General features: G+C 29.4%; 13 protein-coding genes and 1 pseudogene. 10 read left to right on the top strand and 4 right to left on the bottom strand.

The genetic code is table 11. The annotated features are described in order from the left end of the window. Positions 1 to 81: 81 nt before the first annotated feature. From BN350_RS19505 to BN350_RS21935, 8 genes and pseudogenes are all read left to right on the top strand, one after another. Positions 82 to 519 (top strand): annotated as a pseudogene (locus BN350_RS19505) (type IV secretory system conjugative DNA transfer family protein); the annotation flags it as partial. A gap of 111 nt (positions 520 to 630) precedes the next feature. Then, complete coding sequence (locus BN350_RS15470; protein WP_044600386.1) at positions 631 to 933, top strand: hypothetical protein; 303 nt, start codon at positions 631 to 633, stop codon at positions 931 to 933. A 24-nt stretch (positions 934 to 957) separates the two neighbouring features. Beyond that, the gene (locus BN350_RS15465; RefSeq protein WP_478209957.1) at positions 958 to 1,797 is read left to right on the top strand and encodes a VirB6/TrbL-like conjugal transfer protein, CD1112 family; all 840 of its coding nucleotides are present in this window, start codon (positions 958 to 960) and stop codon (positions 1,795 to 1,797) included. A gap of 506 nt (positions 1,798 to 2,303) precedes the next feature. Next, on the top strand, positions 2,304 to 3,197 hold the full coding sequence (locus BN350_RS15455; RefSeq protein ID WP_028044405.1) for a hypothetical protein: 894 nt from the start codon (positions 2,304 to 2,306) through the stop codon (positions 3,195 to 3,197). Between the two features lie 181 nt (positions 3,198 to 3,378). Continuing rightward, entirely contained in the window at positions 3,379 to 3,786 is a 408-nt protein-coding gene (locus BN350_RS15450; protein WP_028044404.1) for a PrgI family protein, read from the top strand. Further along, complete coding sequence (locus BN350_RS15445) at positions 3,737 to 6,064, top strand: VirB4-like conjugal transfer ATPase, CD1110 family (protein WP_028044403.1); 2,328 nt, start codon at positions 3,737 to 3,739, stop codon at positions 6,062 to 6,064. The genes BN350_RS15450 and BN350_RS15445 overlap by 50 nt, the downstream gene beginning before the upstream one ends. Before the next feature lie 6 nt (positions 6,065 to 6,070). Next, positions 6,071 to 6,352: a DUF6674 family protein gene (locus BN350_RS21940; protein ID WP_028044402.1), complete on the top strand. Its 282-nt coding sequence runs from the start codon at positions 6,071 to 6,073 to the stop codon at positions 6,350 to 6,352. Between the two features lie 20 nt (positions 6,353 to 6,372). Further along, a complete protein-coding gene (locus BN350_RS21935) occupies positions 6,373 to 6,816 on the top strand; it encodes a DUF6674 family protein (RefSeq protein WP_315968806.1) in 444 nt (147 codons plus the stop codon). A gap of 17 nt (positions 6,817 to 6,833) precedes the next feature. Here BN350_RS21935 and BN350_RS15430 read toward each other — a convergent pair whose 3' ends face one another. After that, the gene (locus BN350_RS15430; protein WP_028044400.1) at positions 6,834 to 7,163 is read right to left on the bottom strand and encodes a hypothetical protein; all 330 of its coding nucleotides are present in this window, start codon (positions 7,161 to 7,163) and stop codon (positions 6,834 to 6,836) included. 95 nt (positions 7,164 to 7,258) lie between these two features. On the opposite strand from BN350_RS15430, the gene BN350_RS15425 reads away from it, so the two are divergent. Together BN350_RS15425 and BN350_RS20060 are read left to right on the top strand one after the other, a co-directional pair. Continuing rightward, on the top strand, positions 7,259 to 7,630 hold the full coding sequence (locus tag BN350_RS15425) for a DUF6075 family protein (RefSeq protein WP_044600385.1): 372 nt from the start codon (positions 7,259 to 7,261) through the stop codon (positions 7,628 to 7,630). Then, entirely contained in the window at positions 7,630 to 9,219 is a 1,590-nt protein-coding gene (locus BN350_RS20060) for a lysozyme family protein (RefSeq protein ID WP_049945591.1), read from the top strand. Before BN350_RS15425 ends, BN350_RS20060 begins: the two co-directional genes overlap by 1 nt. A 1,233-nt stretch (positions 9,220 to 10,452) precedes the next feature. Here the strand turns inward: BN350_RS20060 and BN350_RS15410 are convergent. From BN350_RS15410 to BN350_RS15395, 3 genes are all read right to left on the bottom strand, one after another. Continuing rightward, positions 10,453 to 11,061: an ATP-binding cassette domain-containing protein gene (locus BN350_RS15410; protein ID WP_028044397.1), complete on the bottom strand. Its 609-nt coding sequence runs from the start codon at positions 11,059 to 11,061 to the stop codon at positions 10,453 to 10,455. A 523-nt stretch (positions 11,062 to 11,584) separates the two neighbouring features. Further along, entirely contained in the window at positions 11,585 to 12,388 is an 804-nt protein-coding gene (locus BN350_RS15400; protein WP_147573607.1) for a hypothetical protein, read from the bottom strand. A 114-nt stretch (positions 12,389 to 12,502) separates the two neighbouring features. Beyond that, positions 12,503 to 12,904: a hypothetical protein gene (locus tag BN350_RS15395; RefSeq protein WP_028044394.1), complete on the bottom strand. Its 402-nt coding sequence runs from the start codon at positions 12,902 to 12,904 to the stop codon at positions 12,503 to 12,505. Between the last annotated feature and the right edge of the window lie 97 nt (positions 12,905 to 13,001).

The following is a 13,001-nucleotide window of genomic DNA, read 5'->3' as shown; positions in this document are numbered from 1 at the left end:
CGTATACATCGAGAGGTGTCTGTACGGTTTGGGAGGGAGTGGAAGTACGTCCTTAAATGGACAGACAGAAGCTTACCTCATGATGAACTTTATTATTTAGGTGGAAATGAACAGTCGACACATAAGTTCATGTCAGAGTATCTTGGCAAGGAAACACTGGATACCAATACATTTGGCAAATCAAGTGGGCGTAATGGCAATTATTCTACAAATTATCAGCAGGCAGGTAGAGAATTACTAACTCCTGATGAAATTAGGCTACTGGATAATGATTATGCACTTCTCTTTATAAGAGGAGAACGACCTGTGTTTGATAAGAAGTTTGATATCTTAAAGCATCCCAATATATCAGATACCGCAGATGGAGAAGCTCAAAGATATAAGCATGGTAAAATCAAATATTCTATTGATGATTGGCAGAATATTTTAATCAGTGATGAAGACTACGAATTATACAGTGAAGAAGATTTAGAGAAATATTTTAAAGAAATAGAAAAAGAGCAATCTAATAATCATTAGATTGCTCAATTAAATGTAGAGATTATCTGCATAGATGTAGTTTAACAATTTGCTTATTAGTATGTTAACTACATCGTTATTTTAAATAAGAGATGGAGGTCAATAAAAAGAATGAAATTATCAAAAAAGAAATATTTTTTATTATATATTGGATTTGTATTAATACTTAACTTTGGAATTGTTCACGTTCATGCTGAGGGAGATCCATTAACAGTTGTGAATAATCTGTCCAATTTTATTTTTGCATTAATTAGAGCTATTGGAATGATTTTATTAGGTTTTGGTGTTGTTCAGGTTGGATTATCACTTAAGAGCCATGATCCGTCACAACGTGCTAATGGCTTTCTTACTGTTGCAGGAGGTATTGTCATTACATTTGCTAAGGAAATACTCAATCTTATTGTGGGTGGGTAGATATGATTTCCATTCAGTAGGGAGGTGTATATTTTGGATGGAATTATAGATAACCTAACAAATGCCATCAATACATGGAATGAAAAACTTGCAGAGATATGGCTACTTCTGACTCAGTCTCCTCAGCAGTTTAAAGGCGGTCATATATGGAATACCATAGTTACAATTCATGGAGCCCTCTTAGCAATTGGACTTGCCTTATTAGTTTTGTTTTTTGTTGTAGGAATGGTCAAGACATGTACAAACTTAACAGAAATCAAGAGACCTGAACATGCATTGAGATTATTTTTAAGGTTCGCAATTGCGAGGGGACTTGTTGTTTATGGAATGGAACTCATGACAATGGTCTTTGAAATTATTCAGGGAATAACATCATCAATTATGAAATCAGTTGGTGTAGGAACAGCGACAAGCACGACACTGCCTCAGGAGATTATCAATGCAGTTGAGGATTGTGGCTTTATAGAAAGCATACCTTTATGGGCGGTTACATTATTAGGTGGTATTTTCATAACCATTCTAAGTTTTGTCATGATACTCACTGTTTATGGTCGTTTCTTTAAGCTATATATGTATACAGCAATTTCGCCAATACCATTGTCAGCATGTGCAGGAGAAATGTCACAAAATGTAACAATGAGTTTTATGAAATCTTATATTAGTGTTTGTATTGAAGGAGCAATTATTGTTCTCGCATGCATTATCTTTTCTGCATTTGCAGGATCACCGCCAGTTGTAGATGCTGAGGCAAGTGCAGTCAGTATGGTATGGAGCTATGTTGGAGAATTAATTTTTAATATGCTGATTCTAGTAGGGACTGTCAAGATGAGTGACAAAATTGTTAAGGATATGATGGGATTATAACAAAATATTCATATTAAATTTTGCTTTAGCATAGAAAAAGGGATTATTTAATCTATTATTTCATTTAATATAATAGATTTTAATCCCTATATTAGTAGTGAGTAAATAAATACATTTGGTAATGGAGAGTTTATAATTAATTATCTCTAAGTTCATTAATTTTGTTAAGAAATATAAATCCAAAAATAATAATGAGTCCAATAATAACTATACAGCAACTTAGAATATATCTAAGAATAACTGTATAATTAGCGTTGTCAAAAGTAGAGATATTATTAGTTATTGAGAATATAACTAATACAGATAAAATAGATAAAATTATACAAATTAGAAATTTAAAAAAAATACTGTTTTTCATATGAGGTCCTCCCTTTTTATGATTGAATTAACAATCTTCCCATATACTAATTATACCACAATGTCAAGATAAAAAACAGACTGTTTTTTTAGTGTTACAAGTATATAGTAAAAGTAGAAAAAGATTTACTTTATAGGAGGCATCAAATATGAAATGTAAATCTGTTAAAATTTTATTATCACTATCATTATGTGCATTATTAATACCTGTTTTTCCAGTTTCAGCATTAGAAGATGAGAATTTATTAGACACAGTTCCTGAAACACAAAAGCATTACGAAACAAGTGAGTATGGAGCTATTATGCAAAGATTAGAAAATTATAAAGTAAAGAAAGCAAGACGTATAACAAACTATGATCCAAATCAAGAAGAATTATTAGAAATCCTTAAAAAAAGACAAGAATACCATGATTATATTTATGAACTTAAGGAGCTTCCTGAAAGTGAATTAGTTGATTTAACTTTTGATGCTGATCAAATTAATGCGATTAAAAATTTTGATGGATCAGATGAAATGGCAACACGAGCTTCTGCTACAGTTTCTGCAACTTTAAAATTAACACAATTTAATTATACAGCAAGCGATAATAGAACACATGCATCTGCAACTTTTAGTGGTAGTTGGAATGGAACACCTCTTTACAAATTACAAGATACTATTGGAATTGGTATGATAGGTTCGTTGTCAAGATTTGTTAAGAGAAGTTCTTCAAATGCTATTACACATTACGATGGTAATGTTGTACGAAATACTTTTGGAGAATATAATTCATCAGCTGGACAGACATATAAATTTGGTATTGCTAATGTTAACGCAAAAGTATTTAAGAATTTTACTATGACATATAGTGCAGATGCTGATGGAAAAAATACATTAATGGATTATGGAGCTGCCTATGTTCATTTTTATGAAACATTCTCTGTAACAGGTTTGAGCATTGGTGTAAGTGGTTCAGGTGCAAGTATAGGTATTAGTTTCTCTGTTACTAAAAATGGAGATGTTGAGTGGAAAAATATTTATCCAAGATCAACGTACATCTAAAAAAGTGATTGTTAGATAGTGATAATAAAATAAGGTTATTTAAAAAGCAGACTTTAAACTAAACTATACCCTATAGATGACACGCTTTTTTATTTCGTGTCTATTCTATAGGGTATAGTTTACTTGTCTGCTTTTTTTTGATTGATATCAGTGAGCATATAAAAAAGTTAAGGAGTTAAAAATGGAAATTAAAATTAATAAGGAAATACGTGATTATACGGAAAGCATTGTTTTGGGATTATCCTTTAGACAGTGCTTTTTCTCTGCAATAGCGTGCATTGTTGCAGTTGTGATATATTTTTCAGTAAAAGATACTCTAGGAATAGAGTTAACAAGTTGGTTATGTATGTTAGGTGCAGCACCTTTTGCATCATTAGGATTTATTAGGTATCAAGGAATGAATACGGAAACTATTGTCAGAAATGCATTGCGTTCTTTTCTTTTATCAAAAAGCCAACTTATTTATAAGCCGAAGAATATTTACTATGAATTACTGAAAGAAAATATTGAAGAATCAAGAAGGAGGTCAATTGATCCAAATGATAAAAAGTTACGAGAAAATAAGAAAACAAAACAAAGAAACATTTAAGGTTCCTAAGTCTGCGCAGGATGTTGTGGATGCAGAAGTGATATATAAGGATGGAATTTTTAAGATAGGCAATAAGTTTACAAAAACATATAAATTTAAGGATATTAATTATTCTATTTCATCGAAAGATGAACAGATTGGAATTTTTCTTAATTATTCAGAACTGTTAAATTCATTGGATAGTTCAACTATGACGAAAATAACAATCAACAACAGAAAAGTAGATCTAAAAGAATTTAAGAAAGATATTCTGATTCCTTATAGGGGAGATTACCTAGATAAATATCGTAAGGAATATAATGAAATGCTACTGGAAAAGGTTTCGGGAATTGATGGAATCATTCAGGAAAAGTATATAACGGTTACAGTCTACAAAAAGGAGATTGAAGATGCACGAAATTTCTTTGCAAGAACAACCTTAGAATTGTCATCACATTTTACCAAATTAGGCTCATCATGTGAGGAACTCAATGCGATTGAAAGACTGAAGATACTTCATGATTTTTATCGGAGTGGTGAGGAGGAACTGTTTCAGTTTGATCTTCAGGATTTTTCAAGAAAAGGTCATGATTTTAAGGATGTTATCTGTCCTAGAACGCCTGAGTTTCATCATAAGTATTTTAAGATTGGGGATAAGTATGGACGAGTCTTATATTTAGCCAATTATGCAAGATATATCAGTGATGATTTTGTTTCTAAACTATGTGATATGAACAAAACACTTATGTACAGTATGGATATTATTTCCGTTCCAACAGATGAGGCAGTTAAGGAAGTAGAGAATCGTCTGCTGGGAGTAGAAACAAACATTACAAACTGGCAACGCCGACAAAATGCCAATAACAACTTTTCAGCAGTTATTCCCTACGATATGGAAACACAAAGAAAAGAGGCAAAGGAATTTCTTGATGATCTTACAGTAAGAGATCAGAGAATGATGCTAGGATGTGTAACAATATGTCATTTGGCTGATTCAAAGGAGGAACTTGATAATGATTCTAATGTTCTGATGAGTATTGCACGCTCCAATATGTGTGAACTTCAGCCGTTAGCATTTTCATGTCGACAGCTTGATGGCTTATCTACTGTTCTTCCAGTTGGTGTAAATAAACTGAATATTGTAAGAACGCTGATTACTGAAAGTGCATCTGTCTTCATTCCTTTTAGGGCTCAGGAAATCATGGACAGAAAGGGCATATGGTTTGGTCAGAATGCCATTACCAATAATCTTATCCTCTGCAATAAGGAATTATTGCTAAATCCAAATGCCTTTCAGTTAGGGGTGCCAGGAAGTGGTAAATCATTTTTAACAAAAGAACAGATTATCTTTATTGCCTTGTCTACAGATGATGATATCTTAATCTGCGATCCTGAAGGAGAATATGCTCCATTAGTTAGGGAACTAGGAGGAGAGGTCATTCAAATATCTGCAGGAAGTTCTACACATATTAATGCGTTGGATATGGAAGAAGGATATGGAGATTCAGGGAATCCAGTTGGCGATAAATCACAGTTTGTGATGTCTTTGTTTGAACAGTTGGATAGAGATGGAATTAAGCCAATTGATCGAAGTATCATAGACAGATGTATTGCATTGGTTTTTCAGGACTACTATCAGACCATGAAGGTTCCAACACTGATAACATTAAGAAAGAAACTGCTTGAACAGCCTGAACCTGAAGCACGAAGTTTAGCATTAAAGTTGGAACTTTTTACGGATGGTAGTTTAGATGTCTTTGCACATGAAACAAATGTCAATGTATCAAGCAGAATAGTTTCATATGACATTTTTAAACTGGGAAAACAACTTAAAACAATGGGGCTGTTAGTTATTACAGACGCGTTTATTAATCGTGTCAATAGCAACTGGCGTAAGGGAAAAAGAACGCATGTTATTGTTGATGAATTTCACGTTGTTTTTGAGAATGATGAAAGTGCGTCATTCTTTAACTCAGCGTGGAGACAATTTAGAAAAAGAGATGCATTTCCAATTGGCATTACGCAAAATGTTGAATATTTACTGGATAGTGTTCAGGCAAGTACAATGCTATCAAATAGTGAATTTGTAGTTATGCTTAATCAGGCATATCAGGATAGAGAGAAACTTGCAAAATTATTAAATATTTCAGATGAGCAACTGTCTTACATCACAAATGCTCAAAGTGGATGTGGACTCATTAAATATGGTGGAAATATTGTACCATTTGTCAATCGCTTTCCAAAAAATACTGAACTGTATAAATTGATGACAACGAAACCTGCTGATAGAAAGGAATGATAAAAGATGGAAAAGCAATTACCAAGCATTAATGATAATTCAACAGTTAAGGAATACTTATCCCTGCTGTTGAATCAGGGATACAAAAAAGAACATAGCGAAACTAAGGAACTCTTAGAATATATTGAACAGATTGAAAAACAGTATAATGATATTGTTAATGAACTTCAGGACGTTAAAAGTTTGCTAAGTCAGTTGCAGAATCCTTCAACGAAATCAAGATTGTCACAAGCCATTGAAAAAACTGAAAAGGTTTTGGATAGTGGAATTAAAAAATTAATAATATAAAATCCAAACTTATCAATTCAATGCAACAATCTATTTGTGATTTTAAGAAGAAAGGTAAATCAGGATTGATAAAAACAGTAAATGTTTTTCATTTCAAGGAGACACTTAGCAGTATGAGAAAATCACTTTTTTTTGCAATGAAAAAAATTGAAGGCCTATCTCATACTTGTGATCAACTAACATCAGAAATGAGACAAGTCAAATCACATTTAAAATCAGTAGGCTATATCATGACTGGAAAGAAAATCAATTACAGTCATGAAAAACAGAAATTAAATCTTATGCAAAAAGGTGTCAAATCAATTCATTCATCATTACAGAAAATGGTTATTAAAACAACCTCAATGTTGCATAAGATTGAGAACTTTGAAAAGCCGTCTGTTAAGGGAGAAATAAAATTACTCACTCATTCTTCAAAGAATTCGATACAAAAACAAAATAGTTATCGTAAGGATGCCAGATAGCACGAAACGACTTCTTTCTAGAAGTCGTTTTCAAGTAATTTTAAAATTGTATCCCATTCAGTATTTTTATTTTTCTCTAGCTGCATTCCAATATAAATGCCACAGAAAAAACTGCTTTTAAAATCAATAAATGAGTAGTACTCATTTTGTTTAACATATAAATTTTCTAGCTCTTCAAGTTCCTTAATGATGTTTTTATGTAATGGTTCTGAACTGATGAGATTACGTATTTGTTTGTATTTCTTATCAATTTTCTCTAATGTTTCTAAATATTTACTATCGCTTTCAGTATCTAGGATATCTGCATCATAAAGCATTTCATGAATGATTTTCAAGGTTTTCTCCATTTTTGTTCTCCTCTCTATTTTTCAATTTAATTTTAAAACATTATTTATATATATACAAATGTACGATTTATATGAGCAGAAAGGAAGTGTTTAAAATGTTATTTAAAGATAAGGAACATTCAAGATTCTACAAGGAATGTATGAAAAAGAGCCGATATGAGGATTCCTATCATCAGGCATTATTTTATGTTTTAGGTATTGATTGTAATACAAGGGATCATGTCTATGACTTGTTTGATTTTGATAAGGATGTTATTAAAAGTAGTGGGTTAAACAAGCCTTGGCAGACAAGCGGTTCATATAAGGCATGTCTCTTTGGATTCAATATGTGGAATGGCTATTCTAAATCAAAAGAAACAACACCATATGAATTATTTAACTGTGAGTATGCCAAATATTTTCAGGAAGCCATCAAGATTAGATATCCTATGTATTTCAAACAAAAGAATAGAGAGCAAAGTCTTTAATGAAAACTATAAAAACAAAAGAAACAAATCATCATATCAGTACTCTTGATAAGAAACAGGATACAAAGTTCTTTGATAAAAAGAAGGATATTAGTGAAAAAAAGAATCAAGATGAATCTGAAGAAACTACTAGTCAAAGATATGCTGTTAATAAAGTTGTAAATAGAGGAAAAATCACTACTGCAGAAACAGTATTTCGAGGAAAGCAATATGTAAAAAGAAAAGCCAAAGAACAAGGCAAACTTAGAAAAGACAGAATAAAAACCTCTAATACTCAATTAGAAATTAAAACAAAAAATGGTAAAGATACTGTTCGTCATGTTAATGATAATGCAAGATTACCATCCGAAAAAAAGGCGAGACTATCGCATTCTAAAACTTATCATAATGACTCTAAAATTAAGGTTAAATTTCAGAACTATAATCCTGATAACTATAGCAAAAAGATGAAACTGTTTATGCTACACAAGCATAAAAACAAAGTTAAGAATGCAAATAAAGCATCATCTGGTGCAAAAAAAAGGATACGTGGTGCTGGAAAAGTGATTAAAGGAAGTTTTACAGTTGTAAGAAAGACTGTAACGGGCATAAATAATCTCATTACATTTGGAACGGGATTGATTTTGTTGATTATTATTACGTTATTTATTGGTGTGTTTGGAGCATTGTCAGATGATTCTACTATTAATTCAGCAACACTGCCACTCAATGATAAAGTTATAGAATACCGAGAAACTATAGAAACATATGCTAAGCGGTATGATATGGAAGAATATGTTTCACTTATTCAGGCAGTCATGATGCAGGAGTCAGGAGGAGAGGGCAGTGATCCAATGCAGTCAAGTGAATGTGAATATAATGAAAAATATCCCAAAAAGCCTAATGGGATTACTGATGCAAATTATTCAATTGAAGTAGGTATACATTATCTATCAGATTGCTTTAAGCTTGCTGAAGTAAGTGGACCATATGATATGGAACATTTATCTCTTGCATTACAGGGTTATAATTATGGCAAAGGATATATCAGTTGGGCAGTTGATTATTTTAGTGGATACACGAGAGCAAATGCAAAAGTATATTCTGATGAAAAGAAAGCAGAATTGCAGACAAACGTTTATGGTGATCCACAGTATGTTTCTCATGTATTTCAATATTATCATTTAGGCAACGGAGATATTGTGATGGTTGCAAAAAGTCAGGTGGGTAATGTTGGTGGGAAGCCTTATTGGCAGTGGTATGGGTTCACATCACATGTAGAATGGTGTGCATGCTTTGTAAGTTGGTGTGCAAACGAAAGCGGTCAATTAAATGTAACTATTCCAAAGTTTGCAAGAGTTGAAGATGGTATTAAGTGGTTTAGAGAAAATGAGAAATGGCAAGATAAATCTTATATACCAGATAGTGGCGATATTATATTTTTTGACTGGAATAGTGATAATGATCCTGATCATGTGGGGATAGTTGAAAAGGTTGAAAATAATATTATTCATACTATTGAAGGAAATAGTAAGGATAAGTGTACACAGAAAGAATATAATCAAGATAGTAAATTACTATTTGGGTATGGGATTAATAAGGAATCTTAATATGTACTTTAAATTAAAGTAACATGATATTTTAATTTAATAATATTAACATATAATTTATTTTCAATAAAGAAATTTAATAGGTAAGCATCAAAATATTAATCATTATTTTAATGATACAATGTATATTTAGCTTTATAATTAAAAAAAAGAAAGATTAAAAATTGATAACAGAATTTATACGATTTTGAGCAAAAAAGAGATTTCTATTGAAATCTCTTTTAAATAATTATTATAAGGTAAATGATTTAGGCTATTCAAATTATTTAGGGGTCTGGTTTTTAGGGGACAACTCTGGGGGACAACTTTAGGGGTCTATCTTAACTAAATATTTTGTTTAAAAACAACAGTTATATTCCAAACTGTTGTTTCTTTATATAGTTCACTTTATTATATTATTGTCTAGATAATAAAGAAAGGAACTATGAGGATTAGATAATTTTGAATATGTACGATACAGATTAATATGGGCTAATCATAAGAATGAAAAAGTTCTTACAATACCCTAATCTAAAGAAGAAGTTTATAGAAGAAAAAAGCAGAAATAATCAAACAAAAATCTAGACACAAAAAGGAGCATTACTTAAAATGTTCCTTTTCGTTAAAAACATAATATATGAGTTGCCCCCTAAATTATTTTTAGGTTTTTTTAAGACCCCTAAAGTTGTCCCCCCCCCAAATAATTTGGTAATCCCCCTAAATTATTTGATTACCCATGATTTAATATTATAAAATGATAGTATCATTCTATTTATTAATATTTAGAATGCCATAAAATTAATTTTTAGAATATATTTTACCATTAGCATGACAACAAAAATAATTAATAATTTATAATTGTTAATCCATGAAGGAACCAAAGTAAAACATATTATATATAGTAAATATAATATAATTGTATATGTGAAAATAACTTCAATATTGATATTATGAAAATACAGAAATACAACAATAAATTGTGAAATAAGAATTTCAATGGTTGATAATATTGTTTTTTTAATTATTAGTATTGTATATCGCTTCTTACTAATACGTAAAAGTATAGAATCATGTATTTTTAAATAATAAAGAATACTATCAGTAATAAATAATATATCAAAAATTAATATTGATAAATTGATGCTTAAATGTAATAAATTAGTAGGCAGAAAATACACTATATTATTATACTCAGCAATATTTTTAGTTAAAAATAATACTAAAATCTTCAAAAAATTACTGTATAGTAGAAATTTATACTTTTTCATTAAGTATACCATCAGCAATTACATATTCTTTATTAAAGCAGATCTTTTCTAAAGGTTCATGTGAACATATAATAATCGTTTTGTTTTCTTTTTTATTTAAATTATTTATTAAGTTATAAAATAGTTCTACACTTTCTTCATCTAATCCCCTAGTAGGTTCATCAAAATATATTATTTTCTGATTTTCCATTATAGCTTGTATAATACCTAGTTTCTGTCGCATTCCTACACTATATTTTTTGACAGGTATTTTTGAGTATGGATTCAATTTAAATTCAGTTAGTAGCTGAGAAACTTTTGGTTCATCGAATTTGTTTTTCAAATTAAAAAGAAATTTGAGATTATAAATTGCTGTTTCATTTTCAATGAATGATGGATTTTCAATGAGTGCTCCTATTTCATTACTAAATTTATTATAAATTACTTCTCCTGAAGATGGTTTTAATAAACCAGTAGCAATTTTTAATAAGGTTGATTTACCACATCCATTTGTTCCACTTATTCTAATAATTTCTCCTTCATTAATAGTGAAATCAATATCTTTTAAAACTATAGAATTATTAAATGTTTTACTAATGTGTTTAAATGTAATCATATTTGTTCCTCTCTTCTAATAAAAATTTTGAAAATAGTATAATTGTATTATTATATTAGCTATAAATGGAATAGTATATAAAATAAATTTAATAAGTGTATTTTTAATAAATAATGTTGTAGTAATAATCATTTCATATATAAAAAATATAAGAGAAATTATTAAAACGAATAGAAAATATAATCTATATGATTGAATATTATTATGGAAGATTAAAATGGGGAAAATATAAATAACAATAATATTTATAATTGTATCCAAAATAGCTATTTTGATAAGTGTGTTTGTATAGGACTCTTTGTTAATCCTTAATAATATATAATTTTGAATTTGATTCATGATTTTATTTCTATTTATAATCTGGAAAATAAAAATATTATTTATAGTCATACAAAATTGCATTGGTATAACTATTATTAAATCAATTGGGATATTTTTCGCACTTATAAGTTGCCAATATAGGAAAATAAAGCATATTAAATATAAAATAGATATCTTTTTATAATTTTTGTATATAGTTATATTAATCATCATGAATCCCTCTATATCTTTTTAAAAGACAAAAACCAAATAACATTATTAAAATATAAATAGATGCGCCACAAACAAAATCTAGTAGTGCATAAGAATACCAACCGCAACCAGGCTCAATAAGACTAGATGGTATAATACTACATAATATTGTTTTTGCTTTTTCAAGATTTCCAGTTATACTTAGTAAAAAATTTTGAAAAATAGGAGATATGATAAAGGATAAAATAATTGTACAGAAAAAAGTTAATACAGGAATAAATTTACAAAGATATTTGTTCTTAATAAAGTATAAGAATGGGTATATTGAAGTACAGAAAATTGAACTTCCTGTGCTTGATAATAATACAAATATAGAAATATTTAAATATGTATTATTAGAAAAATATATATGCTGGAATCTTTCTTTAGCGATAGTTGTAAAGTCAAAAGTATGAAACATATTCATAAGAAGAATTATTGAAATATGAATTATCAAAGAATAAATAAAAGCACTTAAAAATATTGTTATAATTGTTTGTAAATAATATTTTTTGTATCCAACTCTTATTATGATATTTTTGTCAAATTTATTATCAATGTATGAATATGATTTACTAACAGAAAGTTCAAAAATGATAATAAGATACAATACCAGAAATATTCCATTTAATCCACGTTCCCATAACTTTAAGTATATTTCATTAAATTCATTTACAGAAATTCCATTTAACATATTTAATCCAAAAAAAGTACCAGAAATTATTATTATTATTAAAAGAATAATATTTTTGAATAGATTTAAATTTGTTTTCATATATGTGTACGAATTTTGATTATAAATGTTTACATCAAAATTTTTCCTTTCCTTATAATTTATTGTTAGAAAAGAAAGTTATAGGTTACAAAATGTCCCTATAACTTCTTTCAACTATTGACAGAATCTTGCAACAATTGCTGTTCCAGAAGATGGTTCGAAATTCTCTCCACAAGCTCTCATTCTGAAAGTGCTTCGTGACTCATTATACTTATAATAAACCTTTGTATAATTGTTTACATGGATTTTATAATAGTCATCAGAAAATCTCGTAGAAGAACCATCATAGACATAATCTCCATACTTACTAAGTGACGAAGTATCTCTAAGGGCTTCGATAAATCCATAAGAGTCATTCTTTGTTTTTGCAATAGAATTTTCTGATGGATCACTCATTTTACCCCATGAAGGGATAATAAAAGTTTCACCTGGAGTCCAATCATAAGCAGATACACAGCCAATTGCTCCTAACATTAATGCTAAAGCAAACATACTTGAAAATAATAATTTTTTCATATTTCTCTCCTCCTGTCTATAATTTAGCATATTTTTCTTTTAAATGTAAATTTTTGGACATAGATGACAATTATTAAGCATGAAATACGCAATCTTG

Source organism: Candidatus Stoquefichus massiliensis AP9 (assembly GCF_000455285.1).
GTDB classification, from domain to species: Bacteria; Bacillota_I; Bacilli_A; order Erysipelotrichales; family Coprobacillaceae; genus Stoquefichus; species Stoquefichus massiliensis.
This window is presented reverse-complemented; position numbering and strand designations above follow the sequence as displayed.